Annotated in this window: 20 protein-coding genes and 1 riboswitch; of the genes, 13 read left to right on the top strand and 7 right to left on the bottom strand. The window is 65.2% G+C overall.

What is annotated here, in order from left to right; all coding sequences use genetic code 11:
- From fliI to fliF, 4 genes are read right to left on the bottom strand one after another with little or no spacing between them, the layout of a single operon-like run.
- Positions 1–1710 carry a flagellar protein export ATPase FliI gene (gene fliI, locus LFL96_RS18690; RefSeq protein ID WP_280996685.1) on the bottom strand — a complete coding sequence of 570 codons (1710 nt, stop codon included), beginning with the start codon at positions 1708–1710 and terminating at the stop codon, positions 1–3.
- Positions 1704–2387 carry a flagellar assembly protein FliH gene (fliH, locus tag LFL96_RS18685; RefSeq protein ID WP_280996684.1) on the bottom strand — a complete coding sequence of 228 codons (684 nt, stop codon included), beginning with the start codon at positions 2385–2387 and terminating at the stop codon, positions 1704–1706. Before fliH ends, fliI begins: the two co-directional genes overlap by 7 nt.
- Entirely contained in the window at positions 2374–3369 is a 996-nt protein-coding gene (gene fliG, locus LFL96_RS18680; RefSeq protein ID WP_280996683.1) for a flagellar motor switch protein FliG, read from the bottom strand. The genes fliH and fliG overlap by 14 nt, the downstream gene beginning before the upstream one ends.
- Positions 3359–5155 (bottom strand): flagellar basal-body MS-ring/collar protein FliF, encoded by a 1797-nt coding sequence (gene fliF, locus LFL96_RS18675; RefSeq protein WP_280996682.1) that lies wholly within the window; start codon positions 5153–5155, stop codon positions 3359–3361. The genes fliG and fliF overlap by 11 nt, the downstream gene beginning before the upstream one ends.
- A gap of 234 nt (positions 5156–5389) precedes the next feature.
- On the opposite strand from fliF, the gene fliE reads away from it, so the two are divergent.
- From fliE to LFL96_RS18650, 5 genes are all read left to right on the top strand, one after another.
- The gene (gene fliE / locus LFL96_RS18670; RefSeq protein ID WP_280996681.1) at positions 5390–5725 is read left to right on the top strand and encodes a flagellar hook-basal body complex protein FliE; all 336 of its coding nucleotides are present in this window, start codon (positions 5390–5392) and stop codon (positions 5723–5725) included.
- 216 nt (positions 5726–5941) lie between these two features.
- Positions 5942–6376 carry a flagellar export chaperone FliS gene (fliS, locus tag LFL96_RS18665; protein ID WP_280996680.1) on the top strand — a complete coding sequence of 145 codons (435 nt, stop codon included), beginning with the start codon at positions 5942–5944 and terminating at the stop codon, positions 6374–6376.
- Positions 6373–6699, top strand: a complete 327-nt coding sequence (locus tag LFL96_RS18660) for a flagellar protein FliT (RefSeq protein ID WP_280996679.1) — start codon at positions 6373–6375, stop codon at positions 6697–6699. The genes fliS and LFL96_RS18660 overlap by 4 nt, the downstream gene beginning before the upstream one ends.
- A gap of 60 nt (positions 6700–6759) precedes the next feature.
- Positions 6760–8178, top strand: coding sequence for a flagellar hook-length control protein FliK (locus LFL96_RS18655; protein WP_280996678.1), 1419 nt, complete (start codon positions 6760–6762; stop codon positions 8176–8178).
- Positions 8178–8555 carry an EscU/YscU/HrcU family type III secretion system export apparatus switch protein gene (locus tag LFL96_RS18650; RefSeq protein ID WP_280996677.1) on the top strand — a complete coding sequence of 126 codons (378 nt, stop codon included), beginning with the start codon at positions 8178–8180 and terminating at the stop codon, positions 8553–8555. Before LFL96_RS18655 ends, LFL96_RS18650 begins: the two co-directional genes overlap by 1 nt.
- Positions 8556–8609: 54 nt before the next feature.
- Here the strand turns inward: LFL96_RS18650 and LFL96_RS18645 are convergent, their stop codons facing one another.
- Together LFL96_RS18645 and LFL96_RS18640 are read right to left on the bottom strand one after the other, a co-directional pair.
- Positions 8610–10028 carry a coniferyl aldehyde dehydrogenase gene (locus LFL96_RS18645; RefSeq protein ID WP_280996676.1) on the bottom strand — a complete coding sequence of 473 codons (1419 nt, stop codon included), beginning with the start codon at positions 10026–10028 and terminating at the stop codon, positions 8610–8612.
- A gap of 84 nt (positions 10029–10112) precedes the next feature.
- A complete protein-coding gene (locus LFL96_RS18640) occupies positions 10113–11798 on the bottom strand; it encodes an isovaleryl-CoA dehydrogenase (RefSeq protein WP_280996674.1) in 1686 nt (561 codons plus the stop codon).
- 360 nt (positions 11799–12158) lie between these two features.
- On the opposite strand from LFL96_RS18640, the gene LFL96_RS18635 reads away from it, so the two are divergent.
- Positions 12159–13826, top strand: coding sequence for a GMC family oxidoreductase N-terminal domain-containing protein (locus LFL96_RS18635; RefSeq protein ID WP_280996672.1), 1668 nt, complete (start codon positions 12159–12161; stop codon positions 13824–13826).
- On the opposite strand, the gene LFL96_RS18630 is transcribed toward LFL96_RS18635, so the two are convergent.
- The gene (locus LFL96_RS18630; protein WP_280996670.1) at positions 13786–14754 is read right to left on the bottom strand and encodes a LysR family transcriptional regulator; all 969 of its coding nucleotides are present in this window, start codon (positions 14752–14754) and stop codon (positions 13786–13788) included. The two genes, LFL96_RS18635 and LFL96_RS18630, sit on opposite strands and share 41 nt — an antisense overlap.
- A gap of 264 nt (positions 14755–15018) precedes the next feature.
- Here LFL96_RS18630 and LFL96_RS18625 point away from each other — a divergent pair, with 264 nt between their 5' ends.
- From LFL96_RS18625 to LFL96_RS18595, 7 genes are all read left to right on the top strand, one after another.
- Positions 15019–15795, top strand: a complete 777-nt coding sequence (locus LFL96_RS18625) for a glycosyltransferase family 2 protein (protein ID WP_280996669.1) — start codon at positions 15019–15021, stop codon at positions 15793–15795.
- A 118-nt stretch (positions 15796–15913) separates the two neighbouring features.
- A riboswitch (S-adenosyl-L-homocysteine riboswitch) is annotated at positions 15914–16049 on the top strand.
- 33 nt (positions 16050–16082) lie between these two features.
- On the top strand, positions 16083–17504 hold the full coding sequence (gene ahcY / locus LFL96_RS18620; RefSeq protein ID WP_280996667.1) for an adenosylhomocysteinase: 1422 nt from the start codon (positions 16083–16085) through the stop codon (positions 17502–17504).
- 182 nt (positions 17505–17686) lie between these two features.
- Positions 17687–18040 (top strand): phage holin family protein, encoded by a 354-nt coding sequence (locus LFL96_RS18615; protein WP_280996665.1) that lies wholly within the window; start codon positions 17687–17689, stop codon positions 18038–18040.
- Between the two features lie 11 nt (positions 18041–18051).
- On the top strand, positions 18052–18882 hold the full coding sequence (gene metF, locus LFL96_RS18610) for a methylenetetrahydrofolate reductase [NAD(P)H] (RefSeq protein ID WP_280996664.1): 831 nt from the start codon (positions 18052–18054) through the stop codon (positions 18880–18882).
- 257 nt (positions 18883–19139) lie between these two features.
- Positions 19140–20801, top strand: coding sequence for an ABC transporter substrate-binding protein (locus tag LFL96_RS18605; protein ID WP_280996662.1), 1662 nt, complete (start codon positions 19140–19142; stop codon positions 20799–20801).
- A gap of 193 nt (positions 20802–20994) precedes the next feature.
- Positions 20995–22623, top strand: coding sequence for an ABC transporter substrate-binding protein (locus LFL96_RS18600; RefSeq protein WP_280996660.1), 1629 nt, complete (start codon positions 20995–20997; stop codon positions 22621–22623).
- Between the two features lie 127 nt (positions 22624–22750).
- Entirely contained in the window at positions 22751–23761 is a 1011-nt protein-coding gene (locus LFL96_RS18595; RefSeq protein WP_280996658.1) for an ABC transporter permease subunit, read from the top strand.
- Position 23762: the final 1 nt, after the last annotated feature.

Here is a 23762-nt window from a genome sequence, read left to right as displayed (position 1 = left end):
TCAGCCTCCTTGGGCAAACAGCGCGTCCAGCATCTCGAGACTCGGTTCAAAGTTCGCGCATTCGCGAAAACCTTGCTGCAAAAATGCTTCCATCCGGGGGTACAGCGCAATCGCGCGGTCGAGCAGCGCATCGCGCCCGCTCGAATAGGCGCCGACGTTGATCAGATCGCGGTTGCGCTGATAGCGCGACAGCATCTGCTTGAACATACGCGTTTTTTCCAGATGGTTATCGTCGATCAGCGCGGTCATTGCCCGGCTAATCGAGGCTTCGATGTCGATCGCCGGGTAGTGGCCGGCCTCGGCCAGCGAACGCGACAGCACGATGTGGCCGTCCAGAATCGCCCGCGCGGAGTCGGCGATCGGGTCCTGCTGGTCGTCGCCTTCGGTCAGCACGGTGTAGAACGCGGTGATCGATCCGCCGCCCGCCGGGCCGTTGCCGGTGCGCTCCACGAGCGCCGGCAGCTTGGCGAACACCGAAGGCGGATACCCCTTGGTGGCGGGCGGCTCGCCCACGGCCAATGCGATTTCGCGTTGCGCCATCGCGTAACGCGTCAGCGAATCCATCAGCAGCAGCACGTGCTTGCCCTGATCGCGGAAATACTCGGCGAGCGACGTCGAATACGACGCCGCCTGCATTCGCAGCAGCGGCGAGACGTCGGCCGGCGCGGCAATCACCACCGAGCGCGCCAGACCTTCCTCGCCGAGAATCTGTTCGATGAATTCCTTCACTTCGCGGCCGCGTTCGCCGATCAGGCCGATCACGATCACCTCGGCGCTGGTGTAGCGCGCCATCGTGCCGAGCAGCACCGATTTGCCGACGCCCGAGCCCGCGAACAGGCCCATGCGCTGGCCCCGGCCGACGGTCAGCAGCGAGTTGATCGCGCGCACGCCGACGTCGAGCACCTTGTGAATCGGCTCGCGATGCAGCGGGTTGATGACCGGCGCGGACAGCGGCGCGTCCGAGTGCGTGCCGAGCGGGCCGAGACCGTCGAGCGGACGGCCGGACGCATCCAGCACGCGGCCGAGCAATTCCCAGCCGACCGGCAGGCGCTTCGCCCCCGCCATCGGATCGGCGATCGGCGCGCTTTCGAGCGGATAGACGCGCGCGCCGGGCAACAGGCCGATCACCTCGGTGGTCGGCATCAGAAACAGTTTGTCGCCGGAAAAGCCGACGACTTCGGCTTCGGCCATCGGCAGCGAACTGCCTTGCGGCAGCTCGATCATCACTTCGGCGCCCACCGACAGGCGCAGGCCGACGGCTTCGAGCACCAGACCCGCCGCGCGCGTCAGGCGTCCGCAGGCGCGCATCGGCTTGGCGATCGCGTTGCGTTCGCGCAGCGCGTCGAGCCGGCCGCGCCAGGCCTGGGTGTAGGGGTTGCTGTCGAGTGCGGGATCGTAGGGAGCGGGGGCGGGGCGTTCGCCGGGATTTGCCGCGATGCCTGCCGCGGCCGTCACCGTCGCGGCCGATTCACGGCTCGCCGCCGCGCCGCTCGCCGGATGCCCGAGCGCCGGATCGCGCTGCGCGGCGACGCGCGAGGCGGAGGGCGAAGCTGCCGCCGCGTCCGGCGAAGCACTGGCAGACACGCCGGCCGCCGCGCTAGCCGCCGCGCCATCCGTCAACGCTTCCGCGCCAAACGATGCCAGCGCCAGCTCGCGTTCGAGCGGCGTCAAATCGCTGGCGCGAATATCTTCGAGCGTCGGTTTCACCACGTGCTCACTTTGCCGAGGGCCGCCGCCACGCGCTCCCAGCGCGTGTCGATGCCCGCATCCACTTCGCCGGTGCTGGCTTGCGCGCGGCAGCCGCCGCGCTCCACCGCCGGATCGGTACGCACGGTCCAGCCGCGCGTTTGCAGTTCTTCCATCAGATACGCTTCGACAACGGGCAGATCGGCCGGACTCACGATCAACGCCGGCGCGCCGATCAGCGTCGGTTCGGTCGCCAGCACCTCACGCGCGGCGGCGATCAGCGCGGTCGGGTCGTGCTGCACGTGCTGGCGTACGACCTGCTGCGCGATATCCAGCGCCAGCGCGACCAGCGTCTCGGAGATCGTGCCCTGAGCGCCGTCGAGCGCCGCCTTGAAGGTCTCGGCCAGCGCGGCGAGCCGCGCCGCTTCTTCGCGCGCTTCGCTCTGGCCCTGCTCGAAACCCTGTGCATGCCCCTGTTCGTAGCCGGCCTGATAGCCGAGCGCCTGACCGGCGACGTGGCCGGACGCGATGCCCTGTGCATGAGCGGCGTCGCGCAGGCGTTCGAGTTCGGCCTCGAACGCGCCGTCGTCGACCTCGGGTTCGGGCGGTGCGGGCGGCGCCGGATCGAACGAGGCCATCTCCCAGCGCTGATAGGCCGAGAGACTGTCCTTCGCCGAGGCGTTCTGATTAGACATATGCATCTTCCGCCTTGCCGCCTAGCACGATCTGACCGCTCTCGGCCAGATTGCGCACGATCTGCAGGATGCGGCGCTGCTGCGTCTCGACTTCGGAGACGCGTACCGGACCGCGCGCATCGAGGTCTTCGGCGAGCAGTTCGGCGGCACGCTGCGACATGTTCGAGAGGAATTTCTGGCGCAGCGCGGGCGGCGCGCCCTTCAGCGAGATGATCAGCGCTTCGGACTCGACTTCCTTCAGCAGCAGCTGGATCGCGCGGTCTTCCAGATCGAGCAGGTTCTCGAACACGAACATCTGATCGATGATCTTCTGCGCGAGTTCCGCGTCGTACTGGCGCACGTTTTCGATCACGCCTTCTTCATGGTTGCTCGACATGAAGTTGAGGATTTCGGCCGCCGTGCGGATGCCGCCCATCGGGCTGCGCTTGAGGTTGTCGCTGCCCGACAGCAGGCCGGTGAGCACGTCGTCGAGTTCGCGCAGCGCGGCTGGCTGGATACCGTCGAGCGTCGCGATCCGCAGCAGCACGTCGTTGCGCAGCCGGTCCGTGAAGCAGGCGACGATTTCCGACGCCTGATCGCGGTCCAGGTGGACCAGGATCGTCGCGATAATCTGTGGGTGCTCGTTCTTGATCAGTTCGGCGACCGCGGCGGAGTCCATCCACTTCAGGCCTTCGATACCGCTGGTATCGCTGCCCTGCAGAATCCGGTCGATGATCGCGCCGGCCTTGTCGTCGCCGAGCGCCTTGGTCAGCACCGAACGGATGTACTCGTTCGAATCCAGCGACATGCCGGTGTGCTGTTCCGCCTCGCGGACAAACTCCTGCAGCACGACATCGATCTGCTCGCGGGTCACGCTCTTCAACGCGGCCATCGCCACGCCGATCTTCTGGACTTCACGCGGCCCGAGGAACTTGAACACCTGCGCGGCTTCTTCCTCGCCGATCGACATCAGCAGGAGCGCGCTCTTCATTACGCCTTCAGCGCTCATCGGTCACCCAATTTTTCACGACGGTTGCAACGATCTTCGGATCCTGGCGCGCGATGCTGCGGGCGAATTCCAGGTTCCGCTCATATTTGTGCTTGGCGTTTTCGAGCGCCAGCAGCTCGGAGTCGCCTTCCAGCTCGGCGACGCTGTTCACGCCGGCGCGCTCGGCCGGCGGGATGCCGTCCAGCAGGATCGGCTCGTCGTCCGGCGAGGCCAGTGCCGCGACCGCGGCCGGCTGCGGCGGCGGGAAAGCGCGGCGCAGCGCCGGCTTCACCATCACGAAGTACAGGAACAGGGCGACTGCGCCGATGCCGAGGTAGGTCGCGATCTGCTTGGCGAGCGCGATCATGTCCGGCGTGCGCCACCATGGCAGGTCGGCGTTCGGGTCGATTTCGGTCGAGAACGGGCTGTTGACCACGTTGACCGAGTCGCCACGCGCCGCGTCGAAGCCCATCGCGTCCTTCACCAGCTGGTTGACCTGCGCGAGCTTGTCGGCGGTGACCGGCTGCATCGTCGCGTGGCCCTTGGCGTCGACCACGCGCAGATAGTTGACCACCACCGCCACGGACAGGCGCTTGATGCCGCCCATCGGCTGTTCGAGGTGGCGTACCGTCTTGTCGAGCTCGTAGTTGGTGGTCGAATCCTTGCGGTCGCTGACCGGCGTGGTGCTCACGCCGCTCGCGCCGTTCGGCGCGTTGATCGGCGCCGAAGCCGGCTGCGGCGGCTGGTTCGACAGCGCGCCCGGCACGCCCGAGGCGCCGGCCTGCGACATTTCCGTCGCGGTGCTCGACTGCTGGCTGCGGATCGCCGCCTGCTGCGGGTTGCCGTTCGGGCCGTAGTTTTCCGAGGTCTGTTCGATGCGCGAGAAGTCGATATCCGCGCTGACCTGCGAATGCGCGTTGCCGGCGCCGAACAGCGGCGAGAGGATCGAGTCGATGCGCTGCTGCGTGTTGCGTTCGATCTGCTGACGATACTTGAGCTGCGACGCGTCCAGACCGCTGCCGCCCGACGGCTGCGTGAGCAGGTTGCCGTCCTGGTCGAGAATCGTGACGCCCTTGACCGGCATATCCGGCACGGCCGACGACACCATATGCGTGATCGCCAGCACCTGGCCTTCGTCGAGCGCGCGGCCCGGGTACAGATTGACCAGCACGGAGGCCGACGGCGCTTCCTTGTCGCGCACGAACACCGAGGGCTTCGGAATCGCCAGATGCACGCGGGCCGACTTCACCGACGAGATCGATTCGATCGTGCGTTCCAGCTCGCCTTCCAGCGAGCGCTGATAGTTGATCTGTTCGGCGAACTGGCTGATGCCGAACTTCTGGTTGTCCATCAGTTCGAAGCCGACCGAGCCGCTCTTGGGCAAGCCCTGCGACGCGAGGCGCAGACGCATTTCATGCACCTGATCGGCCGGGACGAGGATCGCGCCGCCGGAGTCGGAGAACTTGTACGGAATGTTGGCGGCCTGCAGCGCGGTGATGATCGCGCCGCCGTCGCGGTCCGACAGGTTGCTGTAGAGCACCTTGTAGTCCGGCGCGCGCGACCACAGGAACAGGCCCGCGACCACCGCGACCAGCAGCGCGACGGCGAAGATCAGCGGCGCGCGCGGGTTGCCGCGCATCTGCGCGAGGCCCGACAGGCGCTGGCCGAAGTTGCCGCCGAGGTTGCCCCCGAGGCCGCCGAGATCCGCGGCGCCGGCCTGGCCTGCGGCCGCACCGGCGCCGGGCTGCGCGCCGGCGAGGCCCATGCGGGCGTCGGGGTTGATCAAAGAGTTGGCTGACGAATCCATGCGTCGGGTATCTCCGGGATGCCTTTGCGTTCTGCCGCGGGAGCGCGCCGAGGTCGGCGGCCGTACGGACAGAGACTTTCACCCTTGAAATTATCCGCACCGTGGCTCAACCCGATTGCTTGAATAGAGCCGGGTTTCACCCCTACTTTCGGGGCTTTCCCGTATGCGCCGCTGCTATGCTTTCATCCCAGATCGGTACGGTTCCGGTATGCCGGTCTCATTCGTGGAGAGAACATGACTATGCCCGTGAACGCGCTGTCGTCGGCGCTGCAACAGATGCAGTCGATGGCCGCGCAGGCGGCCGGCGCCAACACCTCGGTCGCCGATCAGTCCGGCGCGGCGACGGCGAGCGGTTTCGCGTCGGCGCTGAAGGCATCGCTGGACAAGATCAGCAGCGACCAGACCAAGGCCGTCGGTGAATCGCAGGCGTTCGAACTCGGCGCGTCCAACGTGTCGCTGAACGACGTGATGGTCGACATGCAGAAGGCCAACGTCGGCTTCCAGTTCGGCCTGCAGGTGCGCAACAAGCTGGTGTCCGCCTACAACGACATCATGCAGATGCAGGTATGAGCGCCGTGGGGCGGCAGGGCTGTTCCGCCCGCCCCGAACGGCGTTTGCCGTGCGGTTCTGGCAGGCCGCGCGATCCGGCGCCTTAAACCTCCTTACACCGGCCTAAAGCTTTCCCGCTGCGTATCCGATAACCAGATACAGGCAGAAATCCGGGTGCGGCAACGTGTCCGGAGGGGATGCCACGACCAACCGCTGTGCAAGAGAGGAGGAGCGCCGATGTTTTCCCCAGGACACTCTGGAGCCAATGCGTACGCACGCGTGGGCGTCGAGACAGGGGTGATGGGCGCGAGTCCGCATCGTCTGATCGTGATGCTGTATCAGGGCGCCCGGCAGGCCATCGCGCAAGCGCGCATGCATCTGCAGCAGGGCAATGTGGCAGGTCGCGGAGAGGCGATCGGCAAGGCGATTCAGATCGTCGAAAGCGGGCTGCAGCAGTCGCTCAACATCGAGGCGGGCGGCGAGATTGCAGAGCGGTTGGACGCGCTATATGGCTATATGTCGCGCCGGCTGCTCGAAGCCAATATAAAACAGAGCGAGGCGATGCTGGTCGAGGTCGACGGCCTGCTGGCGACACTCGAAGAGGCATGGGTCGGGATCGCCCCGGAAATCGCGCGGATGGCGGTCCAGCCGGCCGCGGAAAGCATGAGATGACATCGAACGCAGAATATTTCGCCCGTTACGAGGCGATCGCAGCGATTTCCTGCCGCATGCTGATGGCTGCCCGGCGCGCGCTGTGGAACGATCTGGTCCACTTGCAGGAGGAATACCGGCATCTGGTCGACGCGTTGAAGGACGCCGAAACCGGGGTGAAGCTCGACGAGTCGGAGCGATTGCGCAAGTACGCGCTGATCCGGCAAATCCTCGCCGACGATGCCGCGATCCGCGATCTGGCGAATCCGCGCATGGCCAACCTGTCGGCGTTGTTCGCCGGCCGGCCGACGCGCGTGCTCAAGGAACTGTACGGGGCGCGCTGAGTGCCCGACTGACCGCTTTGCATTTGAGCGCACTGCCGCCAATGTGATCAAGGACCCGGCATGAACGGAATCGACACGGCCGTCGCTTCGCTGCTAGCGAACCGGATCGACAGTCTGCTCAATATCGCCCCCGGCAGCGCGACCGCGTCGCAGACCGGCGCGGCGAGCGTCGATACCGCGCCGACCAATCCCACCCTCATTGCGACGCCCGCGCCGCAACCGTCCGCTCAAACCGCGCTGTCCGCCGTCGCGCTGACGCTCAATGCGATCGTGCGTTCGGGCGGCGAAGCCACGCCCGCCGTGCTCGGCCAGATGCCGATCTGGCCGGCGGCGCCCGCGCTCGACGTGGATGTGGGCGCGTTGCCGTTGTTCGATACGGGCGTCGATACGCCGGGCGCGACCGGTGCCGCTGGGGCCGGCAACGCCAATCCGAACGCCGCCGGCGCCGCGGGAACCACGGCCACGGCCAATGTCGCGGCGGCGCAGGTGCCGGTCGCGGCGCTCGCGGCCGCGCTCGAACAGACGGTCGGCGACAGCGGTCTTTTCTACGAAGCGCATCTCGCGCAATGGCTGGCCGGGCAACGCTCGCCCGCGAGTCTCGCCGACGAGCCGCAGAACAAGCTGGTGGCTAACGCGCAACTGCCGCTCGACTGGGCCGGCGAAGGCAATGACGCCAGCGGGTCGACGGCTTCGACACGCCAGGGCATGAGCGGCGCGCCGAACAGCGGCCAGGCCGGCGCGGCGGACGGCAATGCCGCCCGCGCGGCGCAGTCGATTCCGAATGCACAAACTGCCCGTTTCATGGCGGGCGAAGTGCTGGCCAGCTCGCTATCGGATCTGAACGGCCAGACGACCCACTCGAATCTGCACAGCGCGACGCCGCAGCCCGGCGACGCCAGCGCCTCGCAGACGTCGCAATCGATGGCGGCGGCGGTGCATCCGGCAACGGTGCCGCTGGTGCGCCAGCAACTGGACATGCTCGCGACCGGGCAATTCCGCTGGGCCGGCGAAGCATGGCCCGGCGCGAAGCTCGACTGGACCATCGAACAGGACGGCGACGAATGGGATCGCAGCGGCGGCGGCGCGTCGAGCGAAGACGACCAGCCGTGGCGCACCCGCCTGACGCTGTCGCTGCCGACGCTCGGCACCGTCGACGCCGAATTGACGCTCACCGGCACGCGCCTCGTCGCGCGTGTGCAGGCGAGCCCGGTCGGCGCGGCGCGGCTGGCGCTGCAGGGCGAGAGCTTCCGTCAGCGGCTGGCGGCCGCCGGCATCGCGCTCGACGGCCTGACGATCCGCGAGATCGGCGGCGGCGCGCCCAACACCAGCGCGGGCGCGGCCGGTGCGGCAGCGGCGCAGGCGGCCGCGTCGGCGTATGCGCGCTCGGCGTCGGCGGGTGCGGCGTCTGGCGCCGCGGGGGCCGCCGCGCGCCGCGCATCGAGCAGCCCGGCGCTCGACGATTTCGATTGGGAGATGTGATGAGCCGCAAACACCGCCGCAGCGCGGCCGCGCTCATCTATGACGCGAAGGGTGGCGATCCCGCGCCGCGCGTGATCGCCAAGGGCTACGGCATGCTCGCCGAGATGATCGTGCAGCGCGCCAAGGAAGCCGGCTTGTATGTGCACGAGGCGCCGGAGATGGTCTCGCTGCTGATGCAGGTCGATCTGGATTCGCGGATTCCGCCGCAGCTTTATCAGGCGGTGGCCGAATTGCTTGCCTGGCTGCACCGGCTGGAGAGCGGGGCGGGGATCGAGCCTGCACCGGGCGGTAGCGGCGGGGCAGGCGGGGCCAGCAAAGCGCGGGATGTCATCGACGTGGAAGCGATCGAAGTGGAAGACGGCACGAGCGGCCGCTGAGGCGCAGCGGTTGCCGGACAGCCGCCCCGCCTTCGTCTTCCCATTTCCCTTCCGTCAAAACCGCATCATCAGCTTCAGCAACGCATTCACCCGTTTTCCATACGGCGGCGCAATCCAGCCGCGCGCATTCAACCGCGCCTGCGTCAGCACCGGCTTCATCTTCGAGAACGTCACGAAGCCTTCGTAACCGTGATACGCCCCCATCCCGCTCGCACCGACGCCGCCGAACGGCAGGCTTTCGCACGCCAGATGCATCAGCGTCTCGTTGACCGCCATGCCGCCGGCAATCGTTTCGTGCGTGACCCGCTCGATGGTCGCGCTGTCGTCCGCGTACAGATACAGCGCGAGCGGACGCGGCCGGGCGTTGATCCACGCAATCGCGTCGTCGAGCGTGTCGTAGGGGAGGATCGGCAGCAGCGGCCCGAAAATTTCCTCCTGCATCAACGCGCAATGATCCGGCGCATTGGTCACGGCAATCAGCGGATAACGGCGGCTCGCCGCGTCGGGTGAACTGTCGGTCAGCGCATGTAATTGCGCACCGGCGGCGCGGGCTTCGTCCGCGAGACGTTCCAGCCGCTCGAAATGGCGCGGCGAAATGATCGACGTGTAGTCGGGGTTGCTCGCGAAGCCGGGGTACATGGCCGCCATCCGCGCGCGCGCCCGCTCGACGAAGGCCTGCTCCTTGCCGCGCGGCACCAGCACGTAATCCGGCGCGATGCAGGTTTGCCCTGCGTTCAGCGTCTTGCCCGCGATCAGGTTGTCCACCGCGTTGTCGAAGCGCGCGTGCGCGCCGATCAGCGCGGGCGACTTGCCGCCGAGTTCCAGCGTGACCGGCGTCAGATGCTCGGCGGCGGCGCGCATCACTTCGTGGCCGACCTTCGTCGAACCGGTGAACAGCAGATGGTCGAAGGGCTGTGCGCTGAACGCGGCGGCGAGCGCGGCGTCGCCGTTGACCACCGCGACGTGATCGCGCGCGAAGGTCTGACCGATCAGCTGCTCGAACAGCGCCGAGGTGCGCGGCGTCAACTCCGACATCTTGATGATCGCGCGATTGCCGGCGGTCAGCGCGCTGATCAGCGGGCCGACGGCGAGCAGCACCGGATAATTCCACGGCACGATGATGCCGACCACGCCGAGCGGCTGCGGCACCACCTTGGCGCGCGCGGGCAGCAGCCATTTGTTGGTGCTGCGGCGTTGCGCTTTCATCCAGCGCTTGCCGTGCCGCAGCGCGCCGTCGATTTCTTCCTTCACCAGCAGGAACTCGGCGAGCAGTACCTCCTGCTTCGCGCGATTGCCGAAGTCGTCGTGCATGGTCGCGGCGAGCGCGTCGCGGTTGTCGAGCATCACCTTGCGCAACGCCTTCAGATGCGTCGCGCGTTGCTCCCACGACGGATACGGCGCGCGCAGATAGGCGTGACGCTGATCGCGCAGCAGCGCTTCGAGCGCGGCGACCTCCGGCAGATCGTTCTTCATGTGTGTCCACTCCCTGATGATGTCGGTGCGCAATGCGTCGCGCGTCTTATGGTTGTCCGTCGTGCCGCCGTTCCTGTTTGCCGCTCAGCCCGGAAAAGCCCGTTCGATGATCGCCGCGTGATCGACGCTTGCCGGCAGCGTGCCGTACACGCGACCACTTTCGCCGCAGCCGTCCGCGAGACGCGTGGCGACGAACGCGTCGGCGACTTCGGACGGCGCGTGCTGAACCAGCAACACGGCCTGCGCGATCAGCACGATCTGCTGCGCGATCCGCCGCGCGGACGCCTCGCGCTGGTCGGCCGGCCCGCCGAGCGTGCCCGCGAGCCGCCCGAGCGCGCTCTGCAAGGCCGGATGCGCGTGCGCGTCGGCCTGCCACGCGGCGAACAACGCGTGCGCGGCGTCCGGCTCGCGTTCCATCGCGCGCAGCACGTCGAGGCACATCACGTTGCCGGAGCCTTCCCAGATTGAATTCACTGGCGCCTCGCGATAGAAACGCGCCATCGGACCGGTTTCGACGTAGCCGTTGCCGCCCCACACTTCCATCGCCTCGCCGGTGAATTCCAGCGCGCGCTTGCAGACCCAGTACTTCGCGGCGGGCGTGACGATGCGCCGCCACGCACGCTCGACCGACGACGTCGACGCAGCCTCCGCGCTCGATTCGAATGCGCGCGCGAGCCGCATGAAGAGCACCGTGGCCGCTTCCGATTCGAGCGCTAGATCCGCGAGCACGTTGCGCATCAGCGGTTGTTCGGCCAACTGACGGCCGAACGCGCTGCGATGACGCGCGTGATGAATCGCCTGCACGAGCGCCGCGCGCATCAACGCCGCGCTGCCGATCACGCAATCGAGCCGCGTGTAGTTCGCCATTTCGATGATGGTCGGTACGCCGCGCCCTTCGTCGCCGATCAGAATGCCGAACGCGTCGAGGAATTCGACTTCGCTGCTCGCGTTCGAGCGGTTGCCGAGCTTGTCCTTCAGCTGCTGGATCTGCACGGTGTTCTTGCGGCCGTCCGGCGCGAAACGCGGCACGTAGAAGCACGACAGGCCTTCGTGATCGCCGGTGCGGGCGAGGACCAGATGGGCGTCGCATTGCGGCGCGGAAAAGAACCACTTGTGGCCGACCAGCCGGTACGCGGCGCCGCGGCCACTGCCGCCGGTCGCATAAGCGCGGGTCTGGTTGCTGCGTACGTCCGAGCCGCCTTGCTTCTCGGTCATGCCCATGCCGACCATCGCGGACAGTTTGTGCGGCAGCGGCACGTCGCGCGGATCGTGTTCGCGCGCGTACAGCTTGTCGCGCAGTTTCTCGAACAGCGCCGGTTCGCGCTGCAACACGGGGATGCTCGCGAACGTCATGGTCAGCGGACACAGCGAACCGGACTCGATCTGCGCATGCTGAAAATAGCCGGCACAGCGCGCGACCATCGCGCCGTGTCGCGGATCGGAAAATGGCAACGCATGCAGACCTTCGCGGCGCAGCAAAGCCAGCAGCTCATGCCATGCGGGATGAAACTCCAGCGCGTCGATCCGTTCGCCGCGCGGGCTGAACGGATGCCATTCCGGCGTATGACGGTTCGCCACCTCGGCGAGCGCGAGCGTGTCGGGCGTGGTGAGCGCCGCGCCGTGCCGCAGCAATGCATCGCGATGCCACTGCGCGCCGTCGCGCTCGAGGGCGGTGGACAAGGCGGCGTCGGTGGCGAACAGGTTGTAGTCCGTCAACGGCGGGACCTGATTCGTCACCTCGTGAGTCTGGCCGAAGCTGTGCCGTTCCATCTCGTCGTCTCCGTTTGCTGCCGGTTCGCGGGCGCCGATTCGTACCGATCGGACGATGCTGTTTGAGCGCCGCGTGTCGCGCCGCTCGCGCTGAGGACGGCGTACGCCGCGCCGTGTTTGAATGCGCGCCGGCAGGCCGTGGTGGCCGCCAGCGCGTCTTTCATCATAGGGTCGCGGCGGCCTCTGCGTTTAGAGTAATCGCTCTGTCGCGAAGCTGCCGCCGCCCCGGCGGGCTCCCTACAATGCCGTTGAAACACACGTAGACAAGTGTGCACATGACAGGGTCGGCGAGTCACGCGGTTCCTTCAGCAAGCTTCCTGCAAGGACCCGGACGCGCCCCCTGATCGACAGGAGGAGCGGATGCAATACGACTACATCATCGTCGGTGCAGGCTCGGGCGGTTGCTCGCTGGCGAGCCGTCTCGCGGATAGCTGTCCCGACGCCACCATCGCCCTGCTCGAGGCCGGGCCGCATACGGATCGCAATCTGTTCGTCAACATGCCGGTCGGCGTGGCGGTCGTGGTGCCGAACAAACTCAAGACCAACTACGGCTATCTGACCACGCCGCAGCCCGGTCTCGCGGGACGCCAGGGTTATCAGCCACGCGGACGCGGCTTCGGCGGATCGAGCGCGATCAACGCGATGATCTACACGCGCGGCCATCCGCTCGATTACGACGAATGGGCGCAACTCGGCTGCGAAGGCTGGTCGTGGGCGGAAGTGCTGCCGTATTTCCGTCGCGCCGAGGGCAACGAACGTGGCGCCGACGCATGGCACGGCGACAGCGGACCGCTCACCGTTTCCGATCTGCGGTTTCAGAATCCGTTTTCGAAGCGCTTCGTGCAGGCCGCGCTCGAAGCGGGCTATCAGCCGAACCGCGATTTCAACGGCGCGGATCAGGAAGGCGTCGGCTTCTACCAGGTCACGCAGCGCGACGGCCGCCGTTGCAGCGTGGCGCGCGCCTATGTCTACGATCGCGAGCGCCCGAATCTGCACAAGATCGCGGGGGCGACCGTGCTACGGGTCAATTTCGACGGCAAGCGCGCGACCGGCGTGGACATGGTGCGTGGCGGGCGGCGCGAAACGCTCGACGCGCGCGCCGAGGTGATCCTCGCGGGCGGCGCGTTCAACTCGCCGCAGTTGCTGATGTGTTCGGGCATCGGGCCGGCCGAACATCTGCGCTCGCTCGGCATCAACGTGCTGCACGACGCGCCGGAGGTCGGACAGAACCTGATCGATCATGTCGATTTCACGATCAACAAGCGCGTGTCGTCGATCGAGCCGACCGGTTTTTCGCTGCGCGGCATCGCGCGGATGCTGCCGCAATTCGCGAGCTTCATGCGACACGGCAACGGCATGCTGTCGAGCAACGTCGCCGAGGCGGGCGGTTTCCTGAAGAGCAAACCGACGCTCGATCGGCCCGATCTGCAGCTGCATTTCTGCGCGGCGCTGGTCGACGATCACAACCGGCACATGCATTGGGGCCACGGCTATTCGCTGCACGTGTGCGTGTTGCGGCCGCACAGCCGCGGCACGGTGACGCTGGCGAGCGCGGATGCGCGCGTCGCGCCCCTGATCGACCCGCGCTTTTTCAGCGACTCGCGCGATCTGGATTTGCTGGTGGAAGGTGCGCAGATGGCGCGGCGCATTCTGGATGCGCCGTCGCTCGCGCTGCATGGCGGCACCGAGTTGTACACGCATGCAGGACAGACGGCCGACGAATTGCGCCAGACCATCGCCGAACACGCCGATACGATCTATCACCCGGTGGCCACCTGCCGGATGGGCGGCGACGCGCGTTCGGTGGTCGATCCGCAATTGCGCGTACGCGGCGTGACGGGACTGCGGATCGTGGATGCGTCGGTGATGCCGACGCTGATCGGCGGCAATACCAATGCGCCGACGGTGATGATCGGCGAGCGCGCGGCCGAGCTGATCGCGGCGAGCCGTCGCGACGCGCAGGCAGGGCAGGTGGCGACTTCGCGGATCAGCGGGCTGGCGGCGTCGGCGTCGGCGCCGGTGTCGTAATGCCGTTGATGCCGAAGCCGGGGCCGAGCATGAAGTCGTCGCCGCCCTGGCCCGGCAGCGTTTCGCGCGCGACCTCCAGCCACGCGCGGGCCGCGTGCGACAGATAACCGTTGCGACGCCAGCCGATCGCCATTTCCCACGGAATCTCCGGCGCCACCACGGGCCGGCAGGTGAACTGCGCGGGATCGAGCCGCCGGCAATACGGCGCCGGCAACAGCGCAATGCCGACACCGGTCAGCACCAGCGCCGCCATGAAATCCCAATGCCCGCTTCGCCCGACGATGGTCGGCGCGAAACCGGCCGTGCGGCACGCGTTCAGCACCACGTCGTTCAGTGCGAGGCTTTCGCCGTAGAACACGAACGGTTCCTCGGCAAGTTGCGCGAGCGGCACTTCCTGCAGCGCGTCCCAACGTGAACCGGTGCGCGCGACGAGCCACAGCAACTGACGCGTCATCGGCAGCACGTCGATGTTTTCCGGATCGACGGGTTGCAGTACGCCGCCCAGTTCCAGCTCGCCGTGAATCAACGCCGCCTCGATCGCGCGCGATCCCTGCTCGAACAATTTCAGATCGATCTTTGGATAGCGCTGACGGAACGCGGCGATGGCGGGTGTGAACAGCGCACCGCCCATGGGCGGAATGCCGATGGTGAGTTCGCCGCGCCCGAGCGTGTCGAGATCGTTCAGTTCGGCCTGCAACTGCGCGTGCGCGGCGAGCACGTCCTGGCCGCGCTGATAGACGATCCGGCCGGCATCGGTCAGGACCATCTGGCGCCCATCGCGCAACAGCAGCGGCGAGCCGATTTCATCCTCCAGCGACTTCACCATCTTGCTGATGGTGGGCTGCGTGACGAACATCTGCTCGGCGGCGACAGTGAAGCTCTGCTGGCGAACCACTTCGACGAAATACCGCAACGCACGTAGTTCCACGATTTCAGGCTCCGGAATTCCAGATTGGAATAATCCGCGGGATTGTAAGTCTTTATATTTATGTTGCGGCGCGATTGGGGTGATTTCGGTCAACGGGCGCTATATGAGAATCAAAACGACCTCATAGGTCGCGTTGTGCGGACTGTGCCGCGCGAAGATCTGGCAGCGTGCGCGCTTTTTCAGGATGAACGCCGGGACAGGCGGGATACCATCGGCCCCTCTTTTCCTGCCAGGCTGCCGCTTCGCTGCGCCTTCTTCCGTTTCATGACGCCTGTTTCGATCATCATCCCCTGCTACAACAGCGCGGCGACACTCGCTCGCGCGCTGACCAGTTGCCTGACCCAGCCCGACGCCGCGCAGATTCTGGTGGTGGACGACGGCTCGACCGATGCGTCGGCCGAGATGGCCGACTATTGCGCGACGCTCGACCCGCGCGTGAATGTGCTGCGGATGCCCGTCAACGGCGGCGCGGCCCGGGCGCGCAATTGGGGCGCGCTGCACGCGGCGCACGATCTGCTCGCCTTCCTCGATGCCGACGACGAATATCTGCCCGACGCGCTCGGCGCCGCGACCGCGTTTCTCGCACGCCATCCGGCCGCCCTGTCCGTGCGCCTCGACGTCGACTACGCCGGTTTTCCCGCCGATCTCACCGCGCACCCTGACTTCGCCGCGCACGCGGCCACGCTCAGCAATACGGTGCCGAGCAGTCTGATCATCTATCGCGCGGCCTACGCGGCGCTTGGCGGTTTTCCGATGGACCCGGCGTTCCGGCGCATCGGCGGAGAAGACGGCGCGTTTTCATGGGCATTGCGCGAGACATTCGGCAACCCGCGTCTCGACGACGTGAAACGCGTGCGCATGCATTACCACCCGGGCATTCACGCCGAACGCTATTTCCGTATCGCCTTGGGCCTGCAACAACCGGATGCCGATGACGTCGCCGAAGCCTTTCATTATTCCGGGCGCTTTCTTCACAGCGCACGCACCGGGATCGCGCAATTGCGCGCGGCTTTCGGCTTGCCGCCGGTGCCCCAGCCTTGACGTAAATGCCTTAACGTAAATAGCGCCTCGAGCGCCCGCGGCACGCACACCATCGGCCCCTCGCGCCGAAAACCCGTGCTTGCCCTGAAGCCATCTCAATTTGCTACAATCGCCGTTCGTCTTCGAGGAGCGTTGCGACGGGTACCGCGAATCCACATTCGCCGGCCGCCCGCCAGGCTCGAAGGCTTCAATCGGCAGGCTCGCCGGCGCTATGTGCGCTTCGTGCCCACCGCATCGAACCGCGCTCACGTCAAATTTCTAGTCAATTTTTTAGAAAGGAGGGCGTGATGAACGCCGCTGTTATCGATTCCCAAGCTTCCCAGGATTACATCGTTGCCGACCTGTCGCTCGCCGACTGGGGCCGCAAGGAACTCACCATTGCCGAGACGGAAATGCCCGGCCTCGTGCAAACGCGCGAAGAGTACAAGGCGCAGCAGCCGCTGAAGGGCGCGCGCATTGCCGGTTCGCTGCACATGACGATCCAGACCGGCGTGCTGATCGAGACGCTGACGGCGCTCGGCGCCGATGTCCGCTGGGCCTCGTGCAACATCTTCTCGACCCAGGATCACGCGGCTGCCGCGATCGCCAAGGCCGGCACGCCGGTGTTCGCGTTCAAGGGCGAATCGCTCGACGAATACTGGGAGTTCTCGCACCGTATTTTCGAATGGCCGAACGGCGAATTCGCCAACATGATCCTCGACGACGGCGGCGACGCCACGTTGCTGCTGATCCTCGGCTCGACGGCGGAGAAAGACCGTTCGGTGATCTCGAAGCCGACCAACGAAGAAGAAATCGCGCTGTACAAGTCGATCGCCTCGCACCTCGATGCGGACCCGACGTGGTATTCCAAGCGTCTCGCGCACATCAAGGGCGTGACGGAAGAAACCACCACCGGCGTGCATCGTCTGTATCAGATGGAAAAGGAAGGCCGCCTGCCGTTCCCGGCATTCAACGTCAACGATTCGGTCACCAAGTCGAAGTTCGACAACCTGTACGGCTGCCGCGAGTCGCTGGTCGACGGCATCAAGCGCGCGACCGACGTGATGATCGCGGGCAAGATCGCGGTCGTGGCCGGTTACGGCGACGTGGGCAAGGGCTGCGCGCAGTCGCTGCGCGGTCTCGGCGCAACGGTGTGGGTCACCGAAATCGATCCGATCTGCGCGCTGCAGGCGGCGATGGAAGGCTACCGCGTCGTGACGATGGAATACGCGGCGGACAAGGCCGACATCTTCGTGACGGCAACCGGCAATTTCCACGTGATCGGTCACGACCACATGAAGGCGATGCGTCACAACGCGATCGTCTGCAACATCGGTCACTTCGATTCGGAAATCGACATTGCGTCGACCCGTCAGTACCAGTGGGACAACATCAAGCCTCAAGTCGACCACATCATTTTCCCGGACGGCAAGCGCGTGATTCTGCTGGCTGAAGGCCGCCTCGTGAATCTGGGTTGCGCGACGGGCCACCCGTCGTTCGTGATGTCGAACTCGTTCACCAACCAGACCCTCGCGCAGATCGAACTGTTCACGCAGGGCGAGAAGTACGAAAACAAGGTGTACGTGCTGCCGAAGCATCTGGACGAGAAGGTCGCGCGTCTGCATCTGGCGCGCATCGGCGCGAACCTGACCGTGCTGTCGGACGAGCAGGCCGGCTACATCGGCGTCGACAAGAACGGCCCGTTCAAGCCGAACCACTACCGCTATTAAGCACGTAGGCGGTTCCACAGCCTGACGCTTGATCAAAGCGAACCAGGCGAACCAGGCGAACACAGAGCGGCGCACCATGCGCCGCTTTGTCCGCCGGAACATCGACCGTCTTACGTGTGTTTTCTTCCCGCGGTGTGTGCGCGGATTTTTCTGTTCCGGACATTCTGCCCAAGGAGCTGTACATGACCATGCTGCTGACCTGGCTGATCAACGCGCTTGCGCTCCTGATCATCACCTACATCGTGCCGTCGATTCATATCCGCAGTTTCGGCACCGCCCTGATCGTCGCGGTGGTGCTCGGATTGATCAACACGGTGCTGCGCCCGGTGCTGATCGTGCTGACCTTGCCCGTGACGATCGTCACGCTCGGCCTCTTTATCCTCGTCGTCAATGCGCTGTGCTTCTGGCTGTGCGCGTCGCTGCTGAAGGGTTTCGAAGTGTCGGGTTTCTGGTCCGCATTCATCGGCTCGATTCTGTATAGCGTCGTCTCGTGGCTGCTGTCCGCGATCGTTTTTGGCAACCGTAGTCTCGGTTGATCCACTGAATCATGAACCCCATCGAACTTTCATTTGAATTCTTTCCGCCGAAGACCGCGGAAGGCGTCGACAAGCTGCGCGCCACGCGTGCGCAGCTCGCGCCGCTCAAGCCCAAGTTCGTGTCCGTGACGTTCGGCGCGGGCGGCTCGACGCAACAGGGCACGCTCGACACCGTCGTCGATATCGCGAAGGAAGGGATCGAGGCGGCGCCGCATGTGTCGTGCATCGGTTCGTCGAAAGAGAGCCTGCGGGCGATTCTCGACGAGTACCGCTCGCACGGTATCCGTCACATTGTCGCGCTGCGTGGCGATCTGCCGTCCGGCATGGGCGAAGTCGGCGAACTGCGGTATGCGTCGGAACTGGTGAGCTTTATCCGCGCCGAATTCGGCGACTGGTTCTGGATCGAGGTGGCCGGTTATCCGGAATACCATCCGCAGTCGCGTTCGCCGCGCCACGATCTGGAAAACTTCGCGCGCAAGGTGAAGGCCGGCGCGAATTCGGCGATCACGCAGTATTTCTTCAATGCGGACGCGTACTTCCGTTTCGTCGACGACGCGCGGAAGCTCGGCGTGGATGTGCCGATCGTGCCGGGCATCATGCCGATCACGAACTTTTCGCAGCTGATGCGCTTCTCCGAAATGTGCGGCGCCGAAGTGCCGCGCTGGGTTGCGCGCCGGCTGGAAAGCTTTGGCGACGACCGCGAGTCGATCCGCGCGTTCGGCCTCGACGTGGTGACGGGCCTGTGCGAACGTCTGCTCGACGCGAAGGTACCCGGTCTGCATTTCTACACGCTGAACGGCGCCGCGGCGACCAAGGCGATCTGCGAACGGCTGAGCGCTTGAGCTGCTGAGTTGCTGGTCGTTTGAACCAGCCGGAATAAAAGAACCGCGTGGTCCGATCGGCCACGCGGTTCTTTTTCGCGCATTGAAAACGGACACCCCCGCCAGCGCGAATGCCGGCGCAGCCGCGGATATCGCGCCGCACAACCCTCACCCACGACACCTCGATTCACCTTGCGGCGTGTAAGCCCGCATTGAACCGCATTTTTGTGCTGTCTATGATCGAAGCGCAGCTAACCCGGCTGCTTGCGGAGAACGATATGACAGTGTCACGAAAGCTGTTTGCGTTTCGCCAGTCGTGCCGGCCGGCACTGGCCGCCTTGACCTTCGTCTCGGTTGCCTCGATCGCTTCGCTCGGCCTGACGCCGGGTTCGGCGCAAGCAGTCAGCCTGCCGGACAAAACCCTCGTGTTCTGTTCCGAGGGCAGTCCGGCCGGCTTCGATACCGCGCAGTACACCACCAGCGTCGAATTCAGCGCCGGGTCGTATACGGTCTACAACCGGCTGATCGAGTTCGCGCACGGCAGCACGGATATCGAACCGAGCCTCGCGGAAAAATGGGACGTGTCGCCGGACGGTCTGACCTACACGTTTCATCTGCGTCACGGCGTGAAATTCCAGACCACGTCGTTTTTCAAGCCGACCCGCGAATTCAACGCCGACGACGTCGTGTTCACGTTCCAGCGCATGCTCGACCCCGAGCAGCCGTTCCGCAAAGCCTATTCGGTACCGTTCCCGTATTTCTCCGATCTCGGTCTCGCCACTAACATCGCGAAGATCGCGAAGGTCGATCCGTACACCGTGCGTTTCACGCTGAAAGAGGTGGATGCGCCGTTTTTGCAGCAGATCGCGATGCCCTTTGCGTCGATTCTGTCGGCCGAGTATGCCGATCAACTGTTAAAGGCGGGTAAGGCCCCGGATATCAATCAGTATCCGGTCGGCACCGGCCCGTTCATTTTCCGCAGCTATACGAAGGACGACACGATCCGTTTCGACGGCAATCCCGATTACTGGAAGCCGGGCGTCGTCAAAGTCGGCAAGCTGATCTTCGCGATTACCGTCGATCCGGCCGTGCGTCTGCAGAAGCTGCGGCGCGGCGAATGCCAGGTGATGGCGTATCCGCGTCCGGCGGACATTGCGTCGGTGAAAACCGATACGTCGCTCGTGATGCCGAGCCAGGTGGGCTTCAACCTCGGCTATATCGCGTACAACACCACCAAAAAGCCGCTCGACAACGTGCTGGTGCGCCGCGCGCTGGACATGTCGATCAACAAGAAGGCGATCATCGAATCCGTCTATCAGGGCGCGGGCCAGACCGCGACCAACCCGATGCCGCCAACCCAATGGGGCTACGACAAGAATCTGAAGGACGCACCCTACGACGTCGAGAAAGCCCGGGCGCTGCTCAAGCAGGCCGGCTACCCCGACGGCTTCGACCTGACGTTGTGGGCCATGCCGGTTCAACGTCCGTATAACCCGAACGCGCGCCTGATGGCGGAAATGCTGCAAGCCGACTGGGCGAAGATTGGCGTCAAGGTGAAGATCGGCACGTACGAGTGGGGCGAGTACATCCGCCGCGCGCACGCCGGCGAGCATGAGGCGATGCTGATCGGCTGGACCGGCGATTACGGCGACCCCGACAACTGGCTGGGCGTGCTGCTGGGCTGCGACGCGGTCAACGGCAGTAACTTTTCCAAGTGGTGCTACAAACCGTATGACGATTTGATCCGCAAGGGCCGCGGCACCACGGACATGGCCGAGCGCACCAAGGCCTACACCCAGGCGCAGGAAATCTTCAAGGATCAGGTGCCGTTCACGCCGATCGCCCACTCCACGGTGTATCAGCCGATCGCCAAAAACGTTTTCGGCTTCAAGATCGACCCGTTCGGCCCGACGCAATTCATGGAGGTCGGCCTCAAATAGCACCCGGGCCGTTTTTTTGCTGACCCGATCCGCTGGAGCCGCGCGCGCTGGCCTGTGCCGCCGCGCGGCGGCCCTTATGCCTTAAAGGTTTCCGATCGTCAACACGGGGAATTTCCTCCGCTTGTTGCCCCGAGCCATGCTCAAGTAAGATCGCGCTACGCCGGCGGCAGCCGGCCCCGAACCTGGAGGAAACATGAAGCAAAACAATCTGTTGCGCGCCGCGCGTGTTACGACGCTCGTCGCAGCTGCAGCGGCATCGATGGTGGGCGCAAGTGTCGCGCGCGCCGAGATTCCGAATAAAACCCTGGTCTACTGCTCAGAAGGCAGCCCCGCGGGTTTCGATCCGGCCCAATACACCACGGGCGTCGATTTCACGGCTAACACGTTCACCGTCTACAACCGTCTCGTCGAATTCGAACGCGGCGGCACCAAGGTCGAGCCGGGCCTGGCAGAAAAGTGGGACGTCTCCGCCGACGGCAAGACGTACACGTTCCATCTGCGTCACGGCGTGAAGTTCCAGACCACGTCGTTCTTCAAGCCGACGCGCGAATTCAACGCGGACGACGTCATTTTCACGTTCCAGCGCATGCTGGACCCGAACTCGGCCTTCCATAAGGCGTACCCGGTCCAGTTCCCGTACTTCACGGACATGGGCCTCGACAAGCTGATCACCGGCGTCGAAAAGGTCGATCCGTATACGGTCAAGTTCACGCTGAAGGAAGTCAACGCGCCGTTCATCCAGAATCTGGCGATGGAATACGCGTCGATCTTGTCGGCCGAATACGGCGACCAGTTGATGAAGGCCGGCAAGGCCGCCGACATCAACCAGTTCCCGGTGGGCACGGGTCCGTTCATTTTCCGCAGCTATACGAAGGACGCGACGATCCGTTTCGACGGCAATCCGGATTACTGGAAGCCGAACACGGTGAAGATCTCGAAGCTGATCTTCTCGATCACGCCGGACGCCGGCGTGCGCGTGCAGAAGATCAAGCGCGACGAATGCCAGGTGATGGCGTATCCGCGTCCGGCCGACATCGCGCCGCTGAAGTCTGAAGCGAACATCGACATGCCGTCGCAGCCGGGCTTCAACCTCGGTTACCTCGCGTACAACGTCACGCACAAGCCGGTCGACAAGCTCGAAGTGCGTCAGGCGCTCGACATGGCGATCAACAAGAAGGCGATCATCGACTCGGTGTATCAGGGCGCGGGCCAGGCCGCGACGAATCCGATGCCGCCGACCCAATGGTCGTACGACAAGAACCTGAAGAGCGCGGCGTACGACACGGCCAAGGCCAAGGCGCTGCTCGCGAAGGCCGGCTTCCCGAACGGCTTCGACATCACGCTGTGGGCCATGCCGGTGCAGCGCGCGTACAACCCGAATGCCCGTCTGATGGCGGAAATGATCCAGGCCGACTGGGCCAAGATCGGCGTGAAGGCGAAGATCGTCACGTACGAGTGGGGCGAGTACATCAAGCGCGCGCACGCGGGTGAAGACGACACGATGCTGATCGGCTGGACCGGCGACAACGGCGATCCGGACAACTGGCTCGGCACGCTGCTCGGCTGCGAAGCGGTGAACGGCAACAACTTCTCGAAGTGGTGCTACAAGCCGTTCGACGATCTGGTCCAGAAGGGTCGCGTCACGTCCGATCAGGCCGCGCGCACCACGGCTTACATGCAGGCGCAGCAGATTTTCGCGCAGCAACTGCCGTTCTCGCCGATCGCGCACTCCACCGTGTACCAGCCGGTCAGCAAGAAGGTGGTGGACATGCGCATCGAACCGCTCGGATACGCGCGTTTCGACGGCGTCAGCGTCAAGTAATCAGTCAAGTTCGCGCAGTACGCTTTTCGCACGGTTAGAAAACTGGTCGAAATGGTCCGGCGACCGGGGTCACAAGCCCTCGTCGCCGGTTGCGTTTTTTCTTCATCAAGACCATAGGGACAAAACCATGTTCCGCTTTGTTTTGCGCCGCATCGGCATGGTGATTCCGACCTTCATCGGCATCACGATCCTCGCGTTCGCGCTGATTCACCTGATACCGGGCGACCCCATCGAAGTGATGATGGGCGAGCGCGGCGTCGATCCCGCCATGCACGCAGCCGCGATGCACCGGCTCGGGCTCGACGAATCCCTGCCGATGCAATACGTCCACTACGTCGGCCGCGCGCTGCACGGGGACCTCGGCACCTCGATCATCACCAACACCAGCGTGATGGGCGAATTCCTCGCACGTTTCCCCGCCACCGTCGAGCTGTCGATCTGCGCGATGCTGTTCGCGCTGATCGTCGGCCTGCCGGCGGGCGTGTTCGCGGCCTTGCGGCGCGGCACGGTGGTCGATCACGGCGTGATGGGCACGGCACTGACCGGCTACTCGATGCCGATCTTCTGGTGGGGCTTGATCCTCATCATGCTGTTCTCGGTGAAGCTCGGCTGGACGCCGGTGTCGGGCCGCATCGCGGTCGAATACGACATCCCGCACGTCACCGGCTTCATGCTGATCGACGCGATGATGTCCACCGACGAAGGCGCGTTCAAATCCGCGCTGAGCCATCTGATCCTGCCGGCCATCGTGCTCGGCACGATTCCGCTGGCGGTCGTCGCGCGCATGACGCGTTCGTCGATGCTCGAAGTGCTGCGCGAGGACTACATCCGCACCGCGCGCGCGAAGGGCCTGTCGCCGGGTCGCGTGATCGTCGTGCATGCATTGCGTAACGCGCTGATTCCCGTCGTGACGGTGATCGGCCTGCAGGTCGGCACGCTGCTCGCGGGCGCGGTGCTGACCGAGACGCTGTTTTCGTGGCCGGGCATCGGCAAATGGCTGATCGACGCGATCAGCCGGCGCGATTACCCGGTGGTGCAGGGCGGTATCCTGATGATCGCCACGCTGGTGATCGTCGTGAACCTCGTCGTCGATCTGCTGTACGGCGTGCTCAATCCCCGCATCCGCCATACGAGGTGAG

It is taken from the genome of Paraburkholderia sp. D15 (assembly GCF_029910215.1).
Lineage (GTDB): Bacteria > Pseudomonadota > Gammaproteobacteria > Burkholderiales > Burkholderiaceae > Paraburkholderia.
This window is presented reverse-complemented; position numbering and strand designations above follow the sequence as displayed.

What these genes read in the sequence shown, in the direction of transcription:
- fliH (WP_280996684.1), bottom strand. Translation starts at nt 2,387, where the DNA reads ATGCATATGTCTAATCAGAACGCCTCGGCGAAGGACAGTCTCTCGGCC.
- fliG (WP_280996683.1), bottom strand. Translation starts at nt 3,369, where the DNA reads ATGAGCGCTGAAGGCGTAATGAAGAGCGCGCTCCTGCTGATGTCGATC.
- fliF (WP_280996682.1), bottom strand. Translation starts at nt 5,155, where the DNA reads ATGGATTCGTCAGCCAACTCTTTGATCAACCCCGACGCCCGCATGGGC.
- fliE (WP_280996681.1), top strand. Translation starts at nt 5,390, where the DNA reads ATGACTATGCCCGTGAACGCGCTGTCGTCGGCGCTGCAACAGATGCAG.
- fliS (WP_280996680.1), top strand. Translation starts at nt 5,942, where the DNA reads ATGTTTTCCCCAGGACACTCTGGAGCCAATGCGTACGCACGCGTGGGC.
- LFL96_RS18660 (WP_280996679.1), top strand. Translation starts at nt 6,373, where the DNA reads ATGACATCGAACGCAGAATATTTCGCCCGTTACGAGGCGATCGCAGCG.
- LFL96_RS18655 (WP_280996678.1), top strand. Translation starts at nt 6,760, where the DNA reads ATGAACGGAATCGACACGGCCGTCGCTTCGCTGCTAGCGAACCGGATC.
- LFL96_RS18650 (WP_280996677.1), top strand. Translation starts at nt 8,178, where the DNA reads ATGAGCCGCAAACACCGCCGCAGCGCGGCCGCGCTCATCTATGACGCG.
- LFL96_RS18645 (WP_280996676.1), bottom strand. Translation starts at nt 10,028, where the DNA reads ATGAAGAACGATCTGCCGGAGGTCGCCGCGCTCGAAGCGCTGCTGCGC.
- LFL96_RS18640 (WP_280996674.1), bottom strand. Translation starts at nt 11,798, where the DNA reads ATGGAACGGCACAGCTTCGGCCAGACTCACGAGGTGACGAATCAGGTC.
- LFL96_RS18635 (WP_280996672.1), top strand. Translation starts at nt 12,159, where the DNA reads ATGCAATACGACTACATCATCGTCGGTGCAGGCTCGGGCGGTTGCTCG.
- LFL96_RS18625 (WP_280996669.1), top strand. Translation starts at nt 15,019, where the DNA reads ATGACGCCTGTTTCGATCATCATCCCCTGCTACAACAGCGCGGCGACA.
- ahcY (WP_280996667.1), top strand. Translation starts at nt 16,083, where the DNA reads ATGAACGCCGCTGTTATCGATTCCCAAGCTTCCCAGGATTACATCGTT.
- LFL96_RS18615 (WP_280996665.1), top strand. Translation starts at nt 17,687, where the DNA reads ATGACCATGCTGCTGACCTGGCTGATCAACGCGCTTGCGCTCCTGATC.
- metF (WP_280996664.1), top strand. Translation starts at nt 18,052, where the DNA reads ATGAACCCCATCGAACTTTCATTTGAATTCTTTCCGCCGAAGACCGCG.
- LFL96_RS18605 (WP_280996662.1), top strand. Translation starts at nt 19,140, where the DNA reads ATGACAGTGTCACGAAAGCTGTTTGCGTTTCGCCAGTCGTGCCGGCCG.
- LFL96_RS18600 (WP_280996660.1), top strand. Translation starts at nt 20,995, where the DNA reads ATGAAGCAAAACAATCTGTTGCGCGCCGCGCGTGTTACGACGCTCGTC.
- LFL96_RS18595 (WP_280996658.1), top strand. Translation starts at nt 22,751, where the DNA reads ATGTTCCGCTTTGTTTTGCGCCGCATCGGCATGGTGATTCCGACCTTC.